The organism is Dactylosporangium cerinum (assembly GCF_042653625.1).
GTDB lineage: Bacteria > Actinomycetota > Actinomycetes > Mycobacteriales > Micromonosporaceae > Dactylosporangium > Dactylosporangium cerinum.
Genome location: NZ_JBHSIU010000020.1, coordinates 26,175 through 45,878 on the forward strand (window position 1 = coordinate 26,175; position 19,704 = coordinate 45,878).

The 19,704-nt window shown below is 73.4% G+C and carries 16 protein-coding genes; 6 read left to right on the top strand and 10 right to left on the bottom strand.

Going from position 1 to position 19,704, the window contains the following annotated elements:
- Positions 1 to 16: 16 nt before the first annotated feature.
- Both ACFPIJ_RS20970 and ACFPIJ_RS20975 read right to left on the bottom strand, forming a co-directional pair.
- Positions 17 to 1,396, bottom strand: coding sequence for a serine/threonine-protein kinase (locus ACFPIJ_RS20970; protein WP_380116865.1), 1,380 nt, complete (start codon positions 1,394 to 1,396; stop codon positions 17 to 19).
- A 242-nt stretch (positions 1,397 to 1,638) separates the two neighbouring features.
- Positions 1,639 to 2,097 carry a MarR family winged helix-turn-helix transcriptional regulator gene (locus ACFPIJ_RS20975; RefSeq protein ID WP_203853711.1) on the bottom strand — a complete coding sequence of 153 codons (459 nt, stop codon included), beginning with the start codon at positions 2,095 to 2,097 and terminating at the stop codon, positions 1,639 to 1,641.
- Positions 2,098 to 2,368: 271 nt separating this feature from the next.
- Between ACFPIJ_RS20975 and ACFPIJ_RS20980 the strand changes: the two genes are divergently transcribed.
- Positions 2,369 to 3,352 (top strand): Kelch repeat-containing protein, encoded by a 984-nt coding sequence (locus ACFPIJ_RS20980; RefSeq protein ID WP_380116866.1) that lies wholly within the window; start codon positions 2,369 to 2,371, stop codon positions 3,350 to 3,352.
- Positions 3,353 to 3,487: 135 nt separating this feature from the next.
- On the opposite strand, the gene ACFPIJ_RS20985 is transcribed toward ACFPIJ_RS20980, so the two are convergent.
- Positions 3,488 to 4,231 carry a DUF72 domain-containing protein gene (locus ACFPIJ_RS20985; RefSeq protein ID WP_380116867.1) on the bottom strand — a complete coding sequence of 248 codons (744 nt, stop codon included), beginning with the start codon at positions 4,229 to 4,231 and terminating at the stop codon, positions 3,488 to 3,490.
- Between the two features lie 165 nt (positions 4,232 to 4,396).
- Between ACFPIJ_RS20985 and ACFPIJ_RS20990 the strand changes: the two genes are divergently transcribed.
- The 5 genes from ACFPIJ_RS20990 (at position 4,397) to ACFPIJ_RS21010 (ending at position 12,751) form a co-directional block, all read left to right on the top strand.
- A complete protein-coding gene (locus ACFPIJ_RS20990; protein ID WP_380116868.1) occupies positions 4,397 to 4,528 on the top strand; it encodes a hypothetical protein in 132 nt (43 codons plus the stop codon).
- A gap of 549 nt (positions 4,529 to 5,077) precedes the next feature.
- A complete protein-coding gene (locus tag ACFPIJ_RS20995) occupies positions 5,078 to 7,825 on the top strand; it encodes an ATP-binding protein (protein ID WP_380116869.1) in 2,748 nt (915 codons plus the stop codon).
- A 22-nt stretch (positions 7,826 to 7,847) separates the two neighbouring features.
- A complete protein-coding gene (locus tag ACFPIJ_RS21000; protein ID WP_380116870.1) occupies positions 7,848 to 11,303 on the top strand; it encodes a helix-turn-helix transcriptional regulator in 3,456 nt (1,151 codons plus the stop codon).
- Positions 11,304 to 11,307: 4 nt separating this feature from the next.
- Entirely contained in the window at positions 11,308 to 11,739 is a 432-nt protein-coding gene (locus tag ACFPIJ_RS21005; RefSeq protein ID WP_380116871.1) for a hypothetical protein, read from the top strand.
- A gap of 130 nt (positions 11,740 to 11,869) precedes the next feature.
- Positions 11,870 to 12,751: a diacylglycerol/lipid kinase family protein gene (locus ACFPIJ_RS21010; RefSeq protein WP_380116872.1), complete on the top strand. Its 882-nt coding sequence runs from the start codon at positions 11,870 to 11,872 to the stop codon at positions 12,749 to 12,751.
- A 41-nt stretch (positions 12,752 to 12,792) separates the two neighbouring features.
- On the opposite strand, the gene ACFPIJ_RS21015 is transcribed toward ACFPIJ_RS21010, so the two are convergent.
- The 7 genes from ACFPIJ_RS21015 to ACFPIJ_RS21045 are packed head-to-tail and all read right to left on the bottom strand — an operon-like array spanning position 12,793 to position 19,581.
- Positions 12,793 to 14,172 carry a nucleotide pyrophosphatase/phosphodiesterase family protein gene (locus ACFPIJ_RS21015; protein ID WP_380116873.1) on the bottom strand — a complete coding sequence of 460 codons (1,380 nt, stop codon included), beginning with the start codon at positions 14,170 to 14,172 and terminating at the stop codon, positions 12,793 to 12,795.
- Complete coding sequence (eboE, locus tag ACFPIJ_RS21020; protein WP_380116919.1) at positions 14,169 to 15,305, bottom strand: metabolite traffic protein EboE; 1,137 nt, start codon at positions 15,303 to 15,305, stop codon at positions 14,169 to 14,171. Before eboE ends, ACFPIJ_RS21015 begins: the two co-directional genes overlap by 4 nt.
- Positions 15,305 to 16,156 (bottom strand): TatD family hydrolase, encoded by an 852-nt coding sequence (locus ACFPIJ_RS21025; protein ID WP_203853696.1) that lies wholly within the window; start codon positions 16,154 to 16,156, stop codon positions 15,305 to 15,307. The genes eboE and ACFPIJ_RS21025 overlap by 1 nt, the downstream gene beginning before the upstream one ends.
- Complete coding sequence (locus tag ACFPIJ_RS21030; protein ID WP_380116874.1) at positions 16,156 to 16,752, bottom strand: EboA domain-containing protein; 597 nt, start codon at positions 16,750 to 16,752, stop codon at positions 16,156 to 16,158. Before ACFPIJ_RS21030 ends, ACFPIJ_RS21025 begins: the two co-directional genes overlap by 1 nt.
- Positions 16,749 to 17,609 (bottom strand): sugar phosphate isomerase/epimerase family protein, encoded by an 861-nt coding sequence (locus ACFPIJ_RS21035; protein WP_380116875.1) that lies wholly within the window; start codon positions 17,607 to 17,609, stop codon positions 16,749 to 16,751. Before ACFPIJ_RS21035 ends, ACFPIJ_RS21030 begins: the two co-directional genes overlap by 4 nt.
- Positions 17,606 to 18,469, bottom strand: coding sequence for an SCO3242 family prenyltransferase (locus ACFPIJ_RS21040; protein WP_380116876.1), 864 nt, complete (start codon positions 18,467 to 18,469; stop codon positions 17,606 to 17,608). The genes ACFPIJ_RS21035 and ACFPIJ_RS21040 overlap by 4 nt, the downstream gene beginning before the upstream one ends.
- Positions 18,466 to 19,581 (bottom strand): inositol-3-phosphate synthase, encoded by a 1,116-nt coding sequence (locus ACFPIJ_RS21045; protein WP_380116877.1) that lies wholly within the window; start codon positions 19,579 to 19,581, stop codon positions 18,466 to 18,468. The genes ACFPIJ_RS21040 and ACFPIJ_RS21045 overlap by 4 nt, the downstream gene beginning before the upstream one ends.
- Positions 19,582 to 19,704: the final 123 nt, after the last annotated feature.

Consider the following 19,704-nt stretch of genomic DNA (forward strand, 5'->3'; position numbering starts at 1 on the left):
CGACCTGTGCGTGGCGTCAGGGAACGACGTTGCCGGGGCCGGGGTCCTGTGGCTCGGTCGTGGTCGGCGCAGGGGTGGTCGGCTCCGCCGTGGTTGGTGTCGGGCTCGGCGCGGTCGTCGTCGTCACCGGTGTCGTCGCGGTCGCCGTGACAACCTCGGTCGCCGTGGCCGACACGAGGCCGGACCCGGTCGGGAACACCTGGGGACCGTTGGTCGGGTTGCCCACCGTGGTCGTGGAGCCCGGGTTGGGCCGCTGGCCGGCGGTCACGTTCGGGTTGGGTGCCGGGGACAGGTTGGCGCCGACCTCGTCGCCGCTCGTGCTGCCGCGGTGGGTGCCGGGGTCGGACTTGCCGCCCATCATGTCCGAGGTGGTCTCGGCCGCGGCGAAGACGAGCGCCAGGGCCATCGGCACCGCGATCGCCATCGAGGTCACCCGGCGGCGCGACATCGGGGTGGAGCCGCGCAGCCAGCGGCGCTGCGCCGGCAGGGGCGCCGCGTCGAGGTCGTCGACGGCGAGGCCGAGCAGCAGCTGCCGGGCGTCGGGCCGGTCCAGGGGATCGCGGCTGAGCGCGGCGGCGACGAGCTCCCGGACGGGGTCGGGGATGCCGTTGAGGTCCGGCTCGCCCTCGAGGATCTTCCAGGCGCGGGCCGCGGCCTCCTCGCCGCCATACGGGTGGCGTCCCGTGGCCGCGAACGCGACCAGGCAGCCCCAGCCGAAGATGTCCATGGCGGCCGAGGGCTCCTCGGCGCGCAGCTGCTCGGGCGAGGCCCAGCCGAGGCTGCCGACGATGTTGCCGGTGCCGGTGATGTCGCTCGCGGCGTCCATCGCGCGGGCGATGCCGAAGTCGATGATCCGGACCCCGCCGAGGGTGACCATGAGGTTGCTCGGCTTGAGGTCGCGGTGGACCAGGCCGACGTTGTGGATGGCGGCGAGCGCGGCCGCGACGCCCAGCGCGACGCTGTGCAGCATCGCCGGGTCGAGCGGGCCGTCGTCGGCGACGAGCCGGGACAGCGGGATGCCCTCGAGATACTCGGTGACCAGATATGGCCGGTCCTCGTGCATCCCCGAGTCGAGCACCCGCGCGGTGCAGAAGCCGGGGACCCGCTGCGCGGCCCTGACCTCGCCGGCGAAGCGCACCCGGAACCGGGGGTCGCGGGCGAGGTGCGCGTGGACCAGCTTCACCGCGACCCGCGAGCCGTCGGAGGACTGCGCCAGGTAGACGGTGCCCATGCCGCCGACGCCGAGCTGACCGATCAGCCGGTAGTCGTCGATGCGGATCGGGTCGTTGTTGTTGAGGTCACCGATGGCGGCGCGACGCGACGGCGCGGCCGAACGCAGCGGCAGGTCCGGCGTGCCGGACTCGCCGGCGCCGTCGTGCTTGCCAGCCTCGGTCATCGGGGTCCTTCCAGCAACTCGGCACAGGTCCTATGCAGTCTGATCTGTCCACCGCAAGATGAAAAGACCACCCTGGATGCAACCCTCGTGCCCGTTCGGGCACATTTGCACCGGGCGGCATCCGCGCATGGTGCCCCGACACTAGTCGAGATGCGGGCAGACGTCCGCGCCGGAGGTCACACCTGTTGACCTGCTCCGTCCAACGACTGACACCCGGTCGGATGACGCGGATGCGCGCCACTTCAGCGTGGTCGCTCCAGGTGAGCGATCATTCCACGCAGCGCAGTCGTGACGACGGCGAGTTGTGCTGGCTCCAGATAGGAAAGGGCGAAGACCTCCTCGCTTTGCGACTCCGGCAGCAGCTCACGGATGAGCCGCTGGCCCTTGCGGGTCAGTTGCAGCACGACCAGTCGGCCGTCGTCGGGATGGTCGCTGCGGCGCACCAGCCCCCGGCCGGACAGCGTGTCGACGACGCCGGTCAGCGTGGCCTTGGAGATGCCCGCCTGCTCGGCGACGTGCCTCGTCTCCATCCTCCTGGCCGCCGCCACCGTGCGCAGCACCACGAAACCGGTCCACGTCAGCTGCCGTGGACGCAGCACCACCTGCTCGACGTGCTGCCGGACGGCGTTGGCCGCCCGATGCAGGTGCAGCACGGTCTCCGTCGCCGACGAGTGCGCGGCGATGTCCTGCGTAGCGGTCACCGCGCGTCACGCAGACGCTCATGTTGTGCCACGAAACCTCGCATGCCCATGTGGCGGCCCCCCTCCGGTCCCCATAGAGCACACAGAATATCGGGAACATAGCGGCTCCGTTGTCCCCTCATCACCCTCAGCAATTCTCTGAACGCGATAAGTAGACCGACTCCGGGGTATCTGCCGGTTTTGTCCTGCCAATTTATCGGCTATCGGATGAATTGAAACTTCTGAAGCGCGCATCTGTACCGACCGGCGTTGCATCGACGACACTGGAACCATGCGGGTCACACTGCTGGCCGCAGCGATGCTGCTTGGGCTGACCGCCTGCGACGGTCCGTCCGGGCCCACTCATCCCACCACTACGGCAGCAACCGGCACAAATCAGGCCACCGGTCCGTGGCGGAGACTGCCCGACGCGCCCTCCGAGCGCACCGAGGTCGCTGCCGCCGTCACCGGGACGCGGATCGTGGTCGCGGGCGGGTATCAGCGCGACGGCGGCAGCGTCAAAACCGTCGAGATCTACGACACCGCCACGCGTGCCTGGAGCACCGGGCCACCGCTGCCGCTCGCCGTCAACCACGCGATGGCCGCCGCGGTCGACGGCGTGGTCTACGTGTTCGGCGGCTACCTCGGCGACGGCACCCCGAGCGCCGCGGCGTTCAAGCTGGCCGGCGACCTGAGCCGGTGGGAATCGGTGGCGGACATGCCGGAGGCGCGCGGTGCCGGTACCGGCGCCGCACTTGGCACTTCGATCTTCGTGGCGGGCGGCATCGGCCCTGGCAAGGACGTCCTGGCCGGCTCCATGCTCGTCTACGACAGCGGGACCGACCGGTGGCGCTCCGCACCCGGACCGCCCACGCGGCGCGAGCACCTCGGCGGCGCGGCCGCGGGCGGGCTGTTCTACACCGTCGGTGGCCGCACGGGCGCGGGCAACCTCGCCACCGTCGAGTCCTACGACCCGGCCACCGGCGCCTGGACCAGGCGCCCCGACCTGCCGACCGCGCGCGGTGGCCTCGCCGCGACCGGCACCTGCCACGGCTGGGTCGTCGCCGTGGGTGGCGAGGGCAAGGCGACGTTCCCGCAGGTGGAGCTGTTCGAACCGGCCGCGGACCGGTGGCGGGCGCTGCCGGACATGCCCAACCCGCGGCACGGCCTCGCGGTGGTGACCGTCGGTGCCACCCTCGTCACCCTGCCGGGTGGGCCGATGCCGGGACTGTTCGTCGCCGCCACCACCGAGTCCCTCGACCTGGATCCGTGCTGATCGGTCCTCGTCGCGGCCTGGTCAGTCCTCGTCGCGGTGGCCGCGGCGCAGCAGCCGGTTGCGTTGCCAGATGAGGAACGTGAACAACGCGATCAGCAGCACGATCACGCACAGGAACTTGGCCATCGCGACAGCCTACGGCGGTCCGGCCCGGCCGACCTCCAGACCCCGTCGCCGCGCCAGCCCGGCCAGCGCGAGGGCGTCCCGCACCGCCGCGCCGCCGGGGTCGTTGTTGCAGTAGACGTAGGAGTTCGTGAACCGCGCCAGCCGGCCGGCCCACGTGTCCAGCGCGGTCCGCCCATACCGCGGCCACGGCTTCGCCCGCCCTTCGTGCAGCCGCAGGTACCCCCAGTCGCCGGTCGACCATAGCGGCGTCACCGGCCGGCTCCCGCGGTCCGCCCAGCTCAGCGCCGCGCCCCGGTCCCGCAGCACCTGCCGCACCTCGTCGACCCACCACGAGGCGTGCCGCGGCTCGACCGCCACCCGCGTGTCCCTGGGAAACGCCGCGAGCGTCGCGTCCAGCGCGGCCACGTCGACGCGCATGGTCGGCGGCAGTTGCAGCAGCACGGGTCCGAGCCGGCTGCCCAGTCCGGCCGCCCGTTCCATGAGCCGCCCGACCGGCTCCTGCGGGTCCCGGAGGCGGCGGACGTGGGTCAGGTACCGGCTGGCCTTGACCGCGACGACGAAGTCCCCGGGCGTGCGGTCCCGCCACGCCTCGAACGTCGAGCGCTCCGGCAGCCGGTAGAACGCGTTGTTGACCTCCACCGTGCCGAACACGCTGGCGTAGTGCTCCAGCCAGCATCGCTGCGGGAGCGCGGCCGGGTAGAACGGGCCCTTCCAGTCGCGGTACTGCCAGCCCGACGTGCCGATCAGCATCATGCGGGACCGGATACCCAGTTCCGGGCTCTGTCGTCTACGTGTACGTACGTCGGTCGTGCGGCCGACTACGTATGCCGCCCCGGTGGGATTAGGTAAGTGTTACCGATGTTGCACGGACCTTACCGCGCGACGATATAGGCACACAGATCGAAGAAGGAGCCCGACATGAACATCCACCCGATCCTCCTGACCGAGCTCGTCCGCCAGCGGCAGTTGCACATGCTCGACGAGGCCAAGCATTGGTCAAGCCGCGTGAAGCTGCGCCGCCGAGCGAGCCGCTCCGGTGCGGCGGCCTGAGTCCAGGTCCGACACCCCGCAGCCCCGGACGCTCAGCGTCTCCGGCACCCACCTCCCTCCGGGTGCCGTTGACGCTGGGCCGTCCGGGGCTGTTGTGCATGCGGGCCAGGTGACCCGCAGATCCGTCCTTCGGTCGTGAGGCGGGCGAAGGCGGCTGTGTGGGCAGCCGGCCGGCAGTGGATCATCGGGGGAGATCCACTGCCGGCGCGGGCAACGAGGCCGAACCGGACCTCAGCAGCACCGGATCGGGCGGCGGGCGGGGTGACTACGCGTGGCGGCGGCGGACTAGGTACCGGGTCGGCGGCCAAGATACGTAACAGGTACCGATGGAAATGGCTCCTTACACGACCAGGATGGAGACAACACCGAGTCAGGGAGCTACGAAATGATGCATCCAGTGTTCCTCTTCGTTCAGGTCCAGCACCGCCAGGAGGACCTCCTCGGGCTGCACCGCCGCACGCGGCGCGGCAACGGGGACGACCGGCCATGGTGGCGCAGGTCGCGTCCGTCACAGCCATCGCACCGGCCGCCCGCCGGTAGGCTGGTGGCGTGCGGGCCAGCCGTAACGGAGTGAGCCAGGTGATGGTCGGCCGCGACGATGAGCTACGCCGGTTGCGGCGGCTTCTCGACGGGTCCGAGCCTTCCATCGCCATGCTCGGCGGCGAGCCGGGCATCGGCAAGAGCCGTCTGGTGCAGGAGCTGTTCACGGGGTTGCCCGAGACGGTGCCGGTGCTGGACGGACAGGCCGATCCCGGCACGCTGAGCCGGCCGTTCGAGGTGCTGCTCGACGCGATCGACAGCTGCCACCGCTCGACCGAGCTCGACCCGGAGCTGCTCGTCATCGTCACCGACGCGTCGCGGTCGATGATCGACCGGATCCAGGCCGGGCTGGAGATCGTGCGGCTGCTGACGACGCCGGGGCCGTCGGTGGTCGTGTTCGAGGACCTGCACTGGGCCGACTCGGAGAGCGTGGCGCTGTTCGAGCGGATCGCGGACCTGCCCGGCAGCCGGCTGCTCATCGGCACCTACCGGCCGGACGAGGTGACCCGCCGGCATCCCCTGGCCGACCTGCTGACCAGGCTCGAGCGGCGATACATGGTCACCAACGTGCGGCTGGAGCGGCTCAACCTCGCCGAGACGTCGCGGTTCCTCAAGTCCGTGACGGGCCGGCCTCCGGCGTACCGGACGGCGCTGTCACTGCACAACCGCACCGGCGGCAACCCGTTCTTCCTCGAAGAGCTGATCAAGGCAAACGGCGACGAGGACCTCGACACGCTGTGCGACCGGCCGCTGCCGTGGAACGTGGCGGAGGCGCTCCGGCGGCAGCTCGACGACCTCGACCCGACCGAGAAGCGGATCGTCGAGGCGGCCGCGGTGTTGGGCCGCAAGGTGCCGTTCGACCTGCTCGCGGCGGTGACCAGCCACAGCGAGCCGGAGCTCATCGACGCGCTGCGGGACCTGGTGCGGCGCGGGCTGATGGTGGAGACCGGCGACGACGAGTTCAGCTTCCGGCACGCGCTGACCCGTGAGGCGCTCGTCGACGAGATGCTCGCCCGGCAGCGCCGCCGCCTGCACGAGCTGGCCCTCGAAACGCTGCTGTCGACCGGCAGCAAGGACTACGCGCTGGTCGCGCACCACGCCCGCGGCGCCGGGCGCTACCTGGACATGGTCGAGGCCGCCCGGCGGGGGCTGGCCACCTACCTGGCGATGGGCTCGCCGTATCAGGCGCTGCAGCTGGCCGAGATGGGCCTCGACGAGCTGCCCGACGACGTGGAGCTGCTGGCGTGCGGGGCCCGCGCGGCGTGGCTGGCCGGGCTCCTCGACGACGCGCAGGAGCTCGGCCGGCGCTGGCTGGCCGCGGCCGGCACCCGCGGCGAACGCGCCGACGCGCTGCGGCTGCTCGTGCGGCTCAGCTGGGAGATCGGCAGCAGCGGCAGCATGCAGGAACGGGCCGCCGAGCTGCGGGCGGAGATCGAGCCACTCGACGACGGGCCGGCCAAGGCGCACGCGTATGCGGCGATCGCTCAGGCGTACATGCTGCACGACGACACCGAACGCGCCATCGAATGGGCGGACAAGGCGATCACCCTCGGCGAGGAGCTGGGCCTGCCGGGTGTGTGGCTGGCCGGCAAGGTCGAGAAGGGCTCCGCGCTCGTCAACTTCGCGGCCGGCGTCGACGACGGGATCAAGCTGCTCAACGAGGCGGCGCAGGAGGCCGAGCAGGAGGGGGAGTGGCTGCTCGCGGCGCGGTCGCTCAACAACCTGTACAACCTGCTGCCCGGTGGCCCGGCGGACTGGGCCGCGGCGCTGGAGCGGATGCGGACGTTCGCGGAGCGGGCCGGGTTCGAGTCCCTCGCCGTCGCCGCCTACTTCCAGGGACGGGCCCGGCTCGCCGTGCAGGAGGGCAACCTCGGTGGAGCGCTCGCCGAGCTCGAGTCGGCCCGTCGGCGCGACCGGGGCCTGCTGCGCACCCGCAACGGCATCGACTACCACGGCGTGTTCTTCGCCGGGCTGCTCCTGGAAGCCGGCGAGCTCGACCGGGCCGACACGGTCATCCGCGGCATGGCGGAGGCGACCGACACCTACACGATGCTGACCCAGACGTCCGTGCCCGGCCTGCAGTTCCACCTGGTCGCCCGGCGCGGGCAGACCGAGCAGGCCCGCGAGCTGCTCCGGGCGGTCCTCGACGCGGTCCGCGTCACCGGGGTCACCGGCCGCGACTTCGCCCACGACATCATCTCCGCCGGCCTCGTCGGCGGGCTCGGCGTCGACGAGCTGCGGCCCGTCGCCGCCGCGATCGACGACCCGTTCTTCGACGACGCGTGGCGGTGGCTCGCCGACGCGCAGATCGCCGAGGCGGCCGGTGACCACGCTGCTGCCCTTGCCGGCTACCGGCGCGCCGTCGCCGAGCCGTCGATGCTGCTGCCCGCCACGAAGGGCTCCGGCCACGTCGGCGCCGCCCGCTGCCTGCTCGCCCTCGGCGACCTCGACGGCGCCCGCCAGCACGTGCGCACCGCCGAGCCGCTCCTCGCCCGCTGGTCCGGGTGGCGGGTCGCTGAGCTGTCGGCCCTGCGCGGGCGGCTCGGCCTCGGCACCCCGGTCGCCGGCGACCAGGCGCTGACCCCGCGCGAGCGGGAGGTTGCGGTGCTGCTCGCCGAGGGGCTGACGAACGCCGAGCTGGCCCGCCGGCTGTACATCTCACCGCGGACAGCCGCCGTCCACGTCTCCAACATCCTCAGCAAGCTCAACCTCGAGTCGCGCACGCAAATCGCGGCCTGGGTCAAGGCCGGCAGCTGACCCGTCCGGCAGACTGTCGGGCATGACCGTCTTCGTCGGCCGGACCGCTGAGCTGGCGGCGCTGCGGCGGGCCGCGGACCAGGCGCGCGCCGGACACGGCGCCGCGGTGCTCGTCACCGGCGAGGCCGGCATCGGCAAGAGCACCCTGGTCGACCGGTTCACCGCCGACACCGGCCGGCCCGTCCTGCTCGGCCGGGCCGGCGACGGCGCGCCCGCCCTGTGGCCGTGGCGGCGCATCCTGCGCACCGGTCAGGATCACGGGATCCCGGGCCTCGACCCGGACACGCTGCTGCCCGGGCCGCACGACCCGGCATCGGACCCGTCGGCCGGGCGGATCCCGGTGGCCCAGTTCGAGGTCCTCGACCGGGCCGCGAGAGCGCTGCTGGCCGCGCCGCCTGCGGTCGTCGTCCTGGAGGATGCCCACTGGGCCGACCCGGCGTCGCTGCGACTGCTGCGCCACGTGTGCGCCGACCTGTCCGACTCGTTTCTCGTCGTCGTGTGCACGGTCCGCGACCCCGACGGCCCGACCCCCCTTCCGGCGGCCCTGACCGACCTGCCCAACCTGACCGAGCTCCGGCTCGGCGGTCTCACCAGCGCCGACGTTGCGCACTACCTGCGCGGCACGACCGGCGGCCCGGTCGACCCGGCCCGGGTGGACCGCGTGCACCGGCAGAGCGGCGGCAACGCCCTGTACGTCCGCGAACTCACCCGCCTCGAATCCCCACCCGTCGGCGCCTTGCCCGGCGCCGGAGGTTCGCGGGTCGATGGCGGGGCGGTGTCGCCGGGTGGTGGGGGTTCGCGGGTCGGTGGCGGGGAGCGGGAGCCGGGTCATGCGGGCGCGCTGCCCGGTGGCGACGGGTTGCGGGTCGGTGGTGGGGGACGGTTGCCGGGTGACGGGGGTTCGCGGGTCGGCGGTGACCGTGCGCCGGCCGACGGGGAGGCCCAGGTCGGCGATGACCGTGCAGTGCGCGGCGGGGCGGGGACGCAGATCGGTGGTGAGGGGCGGCTGCCGGGTGGTGAGGGGCGGCTGCCGGGTGGTGAGGGGCGGCTGCCTGGCGTCGGGGGCGTGCCTGCCGGCGGCGAGGCGTTGCGGGCCGGTGGCGAGCGCGCCCTGCCGGCTGAAGGGCTGCGGGCCGGCGATGGGGGATGGGTGCCGGGTGCGGGCGGCGCGGGGCAGGCGGGCCGGCTGCCGGTGGAGCTGCGCCGGATCGTCGAGGCCAGGCTGTCCCGGCTGAGCCCTGCCTGCCGCGACCTGCTCGGCGGTTGCAGCGCGATCGGCGCCGAGATCGACCCCGCGCTCCTACCTGAGGATGACCGGGAGGCGCTGCTGGCGGAAGCGATGACCGCCGGTGTCCTGGTCGAGGACACCGCGCCGGGCGGCCGGTTGCGGTTCGTGCACGACCTCGTGCGGCAGGCCAGGTACGAGACGATGACCCGCACCGAACGCCTCACCTGGCACCGGCGGCTCGCGGACGCCGTCCACGACGACCCGGCCGGCCTCGCCCGGCACCGGCTCCGCGCCGCCGTCGACGCGCCGAGCCGCCGGGCCGCCGCCGACGCCGCGCGGGCCGCCGCGGCCGACGCGGCCCGGCGGTTCGCCTTCGAGGACGCCGTCCGCTGGCTCGACCAGGCGCTCACCGTCGCCGGGGACGACCCGGAACTGATCCTGGCCGCCGCCGAGGCCGAATATCGGCTGGGGCGCATCGACGCCGCGCTGCGCCGGTGCCTCAGCGGCCCGTTCGGCACGGCGGACCTCGCCGCTCGGGCCGCTGTCGTTGTCCGCGGCGTGGGCGGTGGGGCCATGCCGGCGGTGCTGACGTTGTGCGCACGGGCCGAGGCGCTGCTCGGCGACGAGCGCTCCGCGCGGCGCTCCCGGGTCCTCGCCCAGCGGGCGTTCATCGAGGCGAGCCTCGGCAGCGTCCCCGGAGCAACGCCGACCACCCCGGGAACGACGGCGGCCACCCCGGCCCCCGAGCCCAGCCCCGCAACCGGCACCGCGGCCGATCCTGAGACCGGAACCGCGGCCGGCGCCGCAACCGAGACCAGCCCCGCAACCAGCCCCGCAACCAGCCCCGCAACCAGCCCCGCAACCAGCCCCGCAACCAGCCCCGCAACCAGCCCCGCAACCAGCACCGCCACCGGGGCCGGCATCGCGGCCAGCCCCGGCACCGCCACCGGGGCCGGCATCGCAAGCGGGACGGCGGCGGGCGGTGTGGTCCGGACGGCGGGCCTGGCGCTCGAACTCGCCGAGGAGGCCGGTGACCCCGCCGCCGTCGTCGACGCGCTGCACGCCATGAAGGAGGCGGTGGCCGGGCCCGACCACATCGCCGAGCAGCTGGCGCTCGGCACCAGGATGATCGATCTCGGCGCGCGCGAGGACCGGCCCGACGCCGCGTTGTGGGGCAGGATCTGGCGGATCGAGGCGTCGTTGCTGCTCGGGGCGATGCCGGCGTTCCAGCTCGAGCTGAGCGCGCTGGAGGAGCTGGCGGACCGGCTCGGCTGGCCCGTCGCGCGGTGGCACGCGGCGCGCGCACGGGCGACCGCTGCCTGGCTCGCCGGTGACCTGGGTGCGGCGGCGGTGCACATCGGCCGGGCGCACACCGTCGCGCTGCGGATGCAGGACCTGTCGGCGTACTGGCAGTACTACGCGTTCATGACGGCGTTGCTGCGGCGCACCGGCGAGGAACTGCCCGGCCTGCAGGAGACCCTCGCGGGTGCGGCGCACGTGCCGATCGCGGACGCGTTCGCGGTCGGGTACCTGTTCGAGCAGGGCGCGGCCGACGGTGCGCTCGCGCGGTTCGACCGGCTCCGGGCGGCGCTGCCCGGGCTGCCCCGCGACGCGCTGTGGCTGCCCGTGGTCGCGTCGACCGGTGAGGCGGCCGTGCTCGCCGGCGATCTCGGCGTGGCCGAGGTGTGCCTGCGGGAGCTCACCCCGCACGCCGGACTGCACGTCAACTCGGTCTCCGGCTGTTATGGGTCGGTGTCGCGGTTTCTCGGGGTGCTCGCGGGTGCCCTCGGTCGGTACGACGAGGCGATCGCGCACCTGGAGGCCGCCGAGACGATGGAGCGGCGCGTCGCGGCGCCGCCCGAGCTGGTCCTCGCCCGGGTCGAGCTCGCCGCGGCGCTCGTCGCGCGCGGCGCACCGGGCGACCGGCCCAGGGCGGGACGGGTGGCCCGGGCCGCGGCCGACAGTGCCCGCCGGCTCGGGCTGCGGCCGCTGCGGCGGCGCGCCGAGGACCTGCTCGCCGGGCTGGACCGCGAGGTCGCGCTCACCGCGCGCGAGCGGGAGGTGGCCGCGCTCGCCGCCGAAGGCCACTCCAACCGTGAGATCGCGGAGCGGCTGACCCTGTCGGAACGCACGGTCGAGACGCACGTCCGCAACGCCCTGGCGAAACTCGGCTGCGCCAACCGCACGCAACTTGCGGCGCGGTTCAGTGTCGGTACTGAGGAGAACGGCACCGTCCTGCGGCCACGCTGAACGCATGTACGCGACTCTGGAAGTCCAGGCTGACCAGCTCACCGTGACGCTGTCCGGCGAGCACCGCGACGGCAGCCACACCGTCCTGCACGACGTCGCCGGCCCGGCCGGCGGCACCAGCCCCGCGGCGGCGAACGTGCTGCACTTCGACGGGCCCGCCACCGAGGCCGCGCTCGCCGCGGCCGACTTCGCCTACCGGGAGCGGATCGCGCCGGCGTTCCGTGCGGCGCCGGGTGCGGTGCGCAGCCTGGTGCTGTTCGACCCGGTGCGACGTGCGACGGTGGTGGTGTCCACCGCCGTGGACGCCGCCGCCCTGGAGGCGCTCGGGCAGGCGATCGGCGGGCAGGAACTGCTGCCGGGCGAGGACGTGGCGCTGCTGCCCGGCCCCGACCGGGTCAGCTTCCATCCGGTGGCCCAGGTGGTCGAGCCGTCATGAACGCCGGTTGCACAAGAGGGTCCGCGTGGGCCGGCCCGGCCAGGATGCATCGCTCTTCGTGAAACCGGCCCTCAGGGCGGACCGGTGCGCGACGGCGGTGCAATCGACGTGCGGGCCGTATCGTGAGCGGGTGCTGGTCGTCACGAACGAGCTCGCCGGTCGGACCGAGGCCGATGCCGTCGAGGCCGTCCTCGACGTCCTGCGCGGCGCCGGTGCGGGTGACGTCGAGACGGCCGCCTGCGGCGACGCGTCCGACATCGACCGGATCCTCGACGCCCGCCGGGGCCGCCGGCTGGTCGTCGTCGGCGGCGACGGCTCGTTGCACACCGTGGTCGGCGCGCTGGTGCGGCGCGGTGAGGCGGGTGCGTGCGAGGTCGCGCTGATCCCGCTCGGCACCGGCAACGACTTCGCCCGCGGGGTCGGCATCCCGGTCGACGACCTGGAAGCGGCCGCCCGGCTCGCCGCCGGCGGCACCGCGCACCCGACCGACCTGATCGTCGCCGAGGACGCCGGTGTCGTCATCAACGCCGTCCACGTCGGCGCCGGTGCGGAGGCAGCGCTGAAGGCCCGCCCGCTGAAGAAACGTCTGAAGATCGCCGCGTTTCCGATCGGGGCGGTCCTGGCCGGGTTCACCGCGCGGGGCTGGCGGCTGCGGGTCACCGTCGACGGCGCGGTGGTGGCGCGCGGGCGGCGCAGGGTGCTGATGGCCGGGTTGTCCAACGCGCCGACGATCGCCGGCGGCACCGGTGAGCTCGGCCCGGGCGCGGACCCGACGGACGGCCTCGCCGACGTCACGGTCTCCTTCGCCGTCGGGCCGTTCGCCCGGGTCGGCTACGCCCTGGCCCTGCGCAAGGGCCGCCACCCGGACCGGGACGACGTGACCCACCTGCGCGGCCGCGAGATCCGCATCGAGGGCGAGTCGTTCCACGTCAACGCCGACGGCGAGCTGACCGGCCCGTTCAGGACCCGCCGCTGGACCGTCGCGAAGGGCGCCTGGCTCCTCGTGCGCTGACGCACGAGGAGCCAGGCAAGCCACAAGCGCATCGGCCGGCGTCAGGTCAGGCCGGCGAGGCGCAGCAGCAGCCCCTTCACCTCGGTCGCGTCGACGGTGTCGGCGTCGAGCTGCAACGAGGGGTCGTTGCACAACCAGACCGGCCCGTCGTCCACCGTCGCCGGCATCAGGCCGTGCGAACCCTTCACCGCCTTCGCGCCCGCGTCCAGGCCGACCACGCTCATCATGTACCGCATCCCGAGCTTCTTGCGCGCCAGCGCGACCCCGGCCCGGGCCTTCGCCGCGCCCGGCCCGGCCGGGTCGAAGAGCAGCTCCGCCGGGTCGTAGCCGGGCTTGCGGTGGATCTCGACGAGCTGCGCGAAGTCCGGCTTGCGGGCGTCGTCGAGCCAGTAGTAGTACGTGAACCACGCGTCGGGCTCGGCCAGCAGGACGAGCTCGCCGGCGCGCTCGTGGTCCAGGCCCGTGCGCTGCTTGCCAGCGGCGTCGAGGACCTCGCCGACGCCGGGCAGGCCGGCGCACAGCTTCTGCACCAGCGGCAGGTCCGCGGCGTCGCGCACGTAGACGTGCGCGATCTGGTGGTCGGCGACCGCGAACGCCCGCGACGTCCACGGGTCCAGGTACTCCATGCCGTCCTGGGTGTAGACGTTGAGCAGACCTTCGGCGCGCAGGAGCCGGTTGACGTCGACGGGCCGTCCGGCGTCGGTGATGCCGTACTCCGAGAGGACGACGACGGTCACGCCCCGCACCTCAGCGGCGGCCAGCAGGGGAGCGACGACGTTGTCCAGGGCGGCGGCGGCCTCGGCGGCCTGCGGCGAGGACGGGCCGAAGCGCTGCAGGTCGTAGTCGAGGTGCGGCAGGTACACCAGGGTCAGGTCCGGTGACTTCTCGACCATGATCTGCTCGGCGGCCCGGGCGATCCACGCCGAGGAGGGGATGCCGGCGCCGGGGCCCCAGTAGGTGAAGAGCGGGAACTCGCCGAGCTTGGACGTCAGCTCGTCGTGCAGCGCCGGCGGGAACGTGTAGCAGTCCGGTTCCTTGCGGCCGTCGGCGTAGTAGATCGGGCGCGGGGTCACGGTCCAGTCGACGTCGGCGCCCATCGCGTACCACCAGCAGACGTTCGCCACCGTGTAGTCCGGCTTGACCCGGCGGGCGGCGTGCCACAGCTTGTCGCCGCCGACGAGGGCGTTGTGCTGCCGCCACAGGAAGATCTCGCCGAGGTCCCGGAAGTACCAGCCGTTGCCGACGATGCCGTGGTCGGAGGGCAGCGCGCCGGTGAGGAACGTCGATTGCACGGAGCAGGTGACCGCGGGCAGGACCGGGCGCAGCGGCACGGTGGCGCCGACGGCGGACAGGCGCGGCATGTGCGCCAACAGTCGCGGGGTCAGCCCGACCACGTCGAGGACCAGCAGGGGTTTGCTCATCGGGGCTCCAACGTCTTGAGGCCGAGGTCGTGCAGGATGTCACGGGCGTACGCGAGCTCGGCCGCCATTCCCGCGGCGAGTTGCGAAGGGGTTGCGGGGCGCTGGGATTCGGGCAGCACGCCCCAGGTGTAGGTCTCCACCTCGAGGTGGTCGCAGCCGGCGACGGGCCCGCCGAGCAGCGCCGCGAGGCCGGCCCGCAGCACGTCCGTGGTCGCCTGCAGCGGCGGCTCGGGCGAGGCGTGCAGCGGCACGTGGTAGTGCACCCGCCACGGCCCGTCGGCGCCGCTGGACAGCGCCTCGTCCAGGTCGTCGAAGGACGCCGCGCAGCCGCGGGAGCGGGTCTGGTGCATGAACCGCGGCTCCACGTATGACGCGAGCGCCGGCGCGGTCGGGTCGTCGACCGCGAGGGCCGCCGACACCTGGATCTTCACGACCGGCAGGCCCGCCCGGGCCAGGCGCTGCACCGCGGTGACCGGGTTCTCCCAGGCGCAGGCCAGGTGCGCAAGGTCCACGCAGACCCCGAGATACCTGGGATCGACCCGGGACAGGTGCACCGTCGCCTGGAGGGTGTTCTCGATGACGCACCCCGGCTCCGGTTCGAACGCGACCCGGATCGGCCGGTCCAGGAACGACAGCCCGTAGGACAGCTGGTCCAGGGCCCGGTTGACCGCGGTGACCTGCGGGCCGTCCCAGGGGTCGCGCCAGCCCAGCGGCAGCGTCGAGATCGAGCCCCGCTCGGCGTCGTCGGGCAGCAGGTCGACCAGGACGCGGGCCAGGTCCATGGTGTACCGCAGCCGCCGCGGGTCGGCCCAGTCCGGCAGGTACACGGCCTTCTTCACCACCGGTGCCTGGAACGCCTCGTACGGGAACCCGTTGAGGGTCACCACCTCGAGCCCGCGGACGTCCAGCTCGTGCCGCAGCCGCCGGCGAAGCGTTGGGTCGCCGGCGAGCAGCGCGGCCACCGGAGCGGCCAGCCACAGCCCGAGGCCGAGCACCGGGGTGTCCAGGAACGACCGGACCTTCGCCGCGTAGACATCGAGTTGCGTCAGGATGCCCGGCAGGTCCTCCGCGGGGTGGACGTTGGTCCCGTAGGCCAGGTGGATCACCTGGCCGTCGGGGTGCCGCAGCCGCATCACGACCCGCCGCGGAGGATCGAGTTCCCCTCGAAGGTGGCGTCGACATCGAGCAGATCCGAGACGTCGAGGCGTTTCGACTGGCCGTAGAACTCGACCGGGTTGCGCCACAGCACCCGGTCGACGTCGTCGTCGGTGAACCCGGCGGCCAGCATCGCCTCACCGGTGCGCAGGGTCAGCAGCGGGTCGGAGCGGCCCCAGTCGGCGGCGGAGTTGACCAGGACCCGGTCCAGGCCGTGCTCCTGCAGGATCGCCACCATCCGCGACGGTGTCATCTTCGTGTCGGGGTAGATGGAGAAGCCCATCCAGCAGCCGCTCTCGGCGACCCGCGCGACGGTGACCTCGTTGAGGTGGTCCACGACGACGCGGCCCGGGTCGATACCGGACTCTCGGACCACGGCGATGGTCCGGTCGGTGCCGCGGGCCTTGTCGCGGTGCGGGGTGTGCACCATCGCCGGGAGGTCGTGCTCAACGGCGAGCGCGAGCTGCGCGGCGAAGACCTCGTCCTCCTCCGGCGTCATCGAGTCGTAGCCGATCTCGCCGACCGCGACGACGCCGTCCTTCTCCAGGTATCGCGGCAGCACCTGCAGCACCTCGCGGCACCGCGGGTCGTTGGCTTCCTTCGGGTTCAGCGCGATCGTGCAGTGGTGCCGGATGCCGAACTGCGAGGCCCGGAACGGCTCCCACCCGACGAGGGAGTCGAAGTAGTCGGTGAACGAGCCGACGCTGGTGCGCGGCTGCCCGAGCCAGAACGCGGGCTCGACCAGCGCACGGACCCCGGCGGCGGCCATCCGCTCGTAGTCGTCGGTGGTCCGTGACGTCATGTGGATGTGTGGATCGAAGATGCGCATCACGAAACCCTTTCCTGGAGGCGGTGCAGCAGCGCCGTGGCGTCCTCGGCGACGGCACGCCCGGCGGCGTGACGCTCCTCGACGAGCCCGGCGAGCATGGTGGCGAGCTCGGCGTCGGCGCGCTCGTCGAGGTCGGCGACGGCGGCCAGGGGCAGGCCCATGAAGACCGCCTTCAGCACGCCCTGCCGCCACGCGGCGTCGGGCAGGCACGCGGCGGCGGGCCCGAGCGCGGCGGCGACCAGCCGGGTGTCGTTGGTGCGCAACGCGTCCAGCAGGATCGGCTCGAACGCCTCCGAGGCCGGCAGCAGCGGCAGTGCCCGCAGGACGGCCCGCTTCTCCGCCGCGTCGCCGTAGCGGTACAGCGGCTCCAGCTCGGTCGCCAGGGCTTCGACCGGCAGCCGGGTCAGCAGGACGACCCGGGCCGCGTCGTCGACCGTCCAGCCGGGCAGCCCGGCGAGGGCCCACCGGCCGCAGCGGCGCCCCGCGGCGGGGAACAGGCGGCCGACCGCGGCCGGCTGGCGCGCCACGGTCTCCAGCGCCGTGTCCAGCCACACCGTGTCCGCCAGCTCGGCGGTGAGGGAGTCGTACAGGTTCATGGCACCTCCTGGAATCGGTCCAGTGACTGCGCTTCGGCGGCGCGCAGGAAGGCGAGGGAGTCCCGGGCCACGGTCGGCGCGGCGTGGCTGTGCCGGGGCAGTTCGACGGCGACGAGGCCGCCGTAGTCGGTGTCGTTGAGGGCCTGCAGCACCGCCGGGAAGTCGACCTCGCCGGTGCCGAACTCGAGGTGCTCGTGCACTCCGCGGCGCATGTCGTCGATCTGCACGTTGACGAGCTGACCGGCGACGCGGCGCACGCACTCCTCGGCGGACACCGGCTCCAGGCAGCGGCAGTGGCCGATGTCGAGGGTCAGTCCGAAGTGGACGGGCGCGCCGAGGTCGGCCCGCAGCCGCTCCCAGTCGTCGATCGACTCGACCAGCATGCCCGGCTCGGGCTCGAAGCCGAGCATCATCTCCGCGCTCTCGGCGGCGGCGAGGACCTCGGCGCTGCCGGTGACGAGCCGCCGCCACGCGAGGTCGGGCGGCAGGTCCGGCGGGCGGACCCCGGCCCAGAAGCTGACCGCCTCCGCGCCGAGGTCGGAGCCGATCCGCACGGCCCGGCGCAGGAAGTCGATCCGCGCGTCGGGTTCGTCGTCCAGCAGCGTCGGCGCGTGCTTGTGCCACGGGTCGAGCAGGTACCGCGCGCCGGTCTCGATGACGACGCCGAGGCCGAGTTCGTTGAGGCGGTGGCCGAGCGCTCGGACGTGCCGCCACAGGTTGCTGTCGTACGGGTCCAGATGATGGTGGTCCAGGGTCAGCGCCACACCGGTGTAGCCGAGCCCGGCGATCACGGTCAGCGCGTCGTCGAGGCGGTGGTTGCTGAAGCCGTTCGTGCCGTACCCGAACCGGAGGCTCATGTCGGTGACAGCCGTTTCGCGAGGTGCCGGCCCAGTGGCGCGGCGGCCGCGACGGCGATCCCGGCGATCGGCGCGCCGGCCCGTGCGGTCAGCGCGCCCTGCAGCGTCGGCAGGTTGACGATCCCGGCGCCGACGGACGCCCGGATGTTGCCGGCTGTCGGCTTTTCGAGGGCCTTGAGCTGCGCCTCGCCGTAGCGCTTGGCGTACCAACCGGACAATGCGACGGGGATGAGCGACCGCCACCCGAACGGCCGCGACGGCAGCGCCGCGGACACGGCCACCGCAGCGGACCCGGCGAGGGTGGCGGCCGGCAGGGCGGGCGTGGAGCCGTGCACCTCCGCGCGGGACAGGGCGGTCACGGTGTAGGTGTGCGCGAACACCGTCGCGGCCGGGAATGCAGCGGAGCGCAGCCGGCCGCCGCTCGCGCCGAGGAGCACGTCCAGGGCCCGGCAGGTCGCCATCGCCGCGGGACCCGCCGGGGTGTTCTTGAGCTTGAGGTCGTAGGCCCAGACGGCGCCGGCGAGGGGGACCGCGACGGCGAGCGCCCGGCGGCCGCCCGCGAGGCCGGCGAGGGCGACGCCGGCAGCGGTCAGCCCGGCCGCGACCCCGAACGCGGTCCGGGGCGTGATCCGGCCCGACGGGATCGGCCGCTCCGGGCGCTCGACGGCGTCGAGCTCCCGGTCGGACCAGTCGTTGGCGGCCATGCCCGCCCAGTACAACAGCACCGACGACGAGGCGAGCACCGGCGTGCGCGGCCCGAGCGTCCCCGCGGCGGCGGCCCCCGCGACCACGTCACCCGGCACGCTCAACGCGGCGGGCGCACGCACCAGCTCGGCGAGGGTCCGCCAGTCGGGGCTCACAGCGACCGCACGAACACGGCGAGTGCCTCGAACTGTGCGCCCAGCGCGTGGTCCACCTCGCCGAGGGGGTCCTTGAAGAAGAACGCGAGCTCGGTCAGCGGCCCGACCCGCCCGGCCCCGTGCGCGGCGGCGGTGAGCCGGGCCAGGTCCAGCACCAGCGGCGCGGCGAGCGCCGAGTCGCAGCCGTGCCAGGTGAACTCCATCCGCATCGGCGTGCCGAGGAAACCGGCGAACGTGATGAGGTCCCAGGCGGTCTTGAAGTCGCCGATGTCGGGCACGTACTCGATGCGCGTGTGCCCGTCCGGCTGGTAGCCGAGGGTCTCGCTGAGCACCCGCTGCTTGCTGGCGGACTTGGCCGCGTTGGCGGCGGGCTCGGCGAGGGTCGCCCCGTCGCCGCCGCCCAGCAGGTTGGTCCCGGACCAGGACTTCACCCGCAGGTTGCGCATCGCGAACATCGGGGCGAGCACTGACTTGATCAGCGTCTCGCCCGTCTTGCCGTCATGCCCGGCATACGCGACATTCTGGAGTACGGCGAGCTCGTGCAGTGCCGGCAGGCGGGCGCCCGTCGACGGCGTGAAGTCGACGAACGAGCAGCCCGCCTCGAACGCCGCGTACGCCATCAACGAGCTCGGCGGCAGCGTGTCCAGGGCGTCGCGCAGCGTCTCCAGGGACGTGTGCGCGGGGTGTGGCGCCGCCGCGGCCTCGGTGGAGGCGACGTTGACGACCACCACCCGCGCCAGGTCGTGCCGCCGCCGGAAGTCCAGCAGGTCGGCGGTGACGGCGGCGGCGACCTCGGCCGCGGTGCCGTGCGGCAGCGGACGGATCTCCTCGTCCACCGCCACCAGTTCGTCGTGCAGCGTCGCGACCAGTCTTCCCGGCACGACCCCGGCCTCGGCCAGGGCCTCGGCCTTCTTCGCCACGCTGATGGTGGCGATGTCGTGGCCGCCGAAGACGAGGTCGCCGAGCCCGGGCAGCGCATCACTGCGCAGCACCGGATGCTCGGTGACACAACCGATCGGCTCGGTGAGCCCGGCGCGCACAGCGGCAGCGCCGACGATGCTGGTGACGGCGACGGAACCGCGCGCGCCTACCAGCCACACACCCGTTCGCACCGGGCCCTCCTATGGCGGTTGGAGTTGTGTGACGATCTTGTGGGCGACATCGCCGATGGTCGCTGATTTGGCAGCGTAGAACTCGATGCCTTCCTTCCGCCAGTGGCAACCGAACTTTTCTAC

Bases quoted from the DNA above. Each gene is read 5' to 3' on its own strand.
- ACFPIJ_RS20970 (WP_380116865.1), bottom strand. From the start codon at position 1,396: ATGACCGAGGCTGGCAAGCACGACGGCGCCGGCGAGTCCGGCACGCCG.
- ACFPIJ_RS20980 (WP_380116866.1), top strand. From the start codon at position 2,369: ATGCGGGTCACACTGCTGGCCGCAGCGATGCTGCTTGGGCTGACCGCC.
- ACFPIJ_RS20985 (WP_380116867.1), bottom strand. From the start codon at position 4,231: ATGATGCTGATCGGCACGTCGGGCTGGCAGTACCGCGACTGGAAGGGC.
- ACFPIJ_RS20990 (WP_380116868.1), top strand. From the start codon at position 4,397: ATGAACATCCACCCGATCCTCCTGACCGAGCTCGTCCGCCAGCGGCAG.
- ACFPIJ_RS21000 (WP_380116870.1), top strand. From the start codon at position 7,848: ATGACCGTCTTCGTCGGCCGGACCGCTGAGCTGGCGGCGCTGCGGCGG.
- ACFPIJ_RS21005 (WP_380116871.1), top strand. From the start codon at position 11,308: ATGTACGCGACTCTGGAAGTCCAGGCTGACCAGCTCACCGTGACGCTG.
- ACFPIJ_RS21015 (WP_380116873.1), bottom strand. From the start codon at position 14,172: ATGAGCAAACCCCTGCTGGTCCTCGACGTGGTCGGGCTGACCCCGCGA.
- eboE (WP_380116919.1), bottom strand. From the start codon at position 15,305: ATGCGGCTGCGGCACCCCGACGGCCAGGTGATCCACCTGGCCTACGGG.
- ACFPIJ_RS21025 (WP_203853696.1), bottom strand. From the start codon at position 16,156: ATGCGCATCTTCGATCCACACATCCACATGACGTCACGGACCACCGAC.
- ACFPIJ_RS21030 (WP_380116874.1), bottom strand. From the start codon at position 16,752: ATGAACCTGTACGACTCCCTCACCGCCGAGCTGGCGGACACGGTGTGG.
- ACFPIJ_RS21035 (WP_380116875.1), bottom strand. From the start codon at position 17,609: ATGAGCCTCCGGTTCGGGTACGGCACGAACGGCTTCAGCAACCACCGC.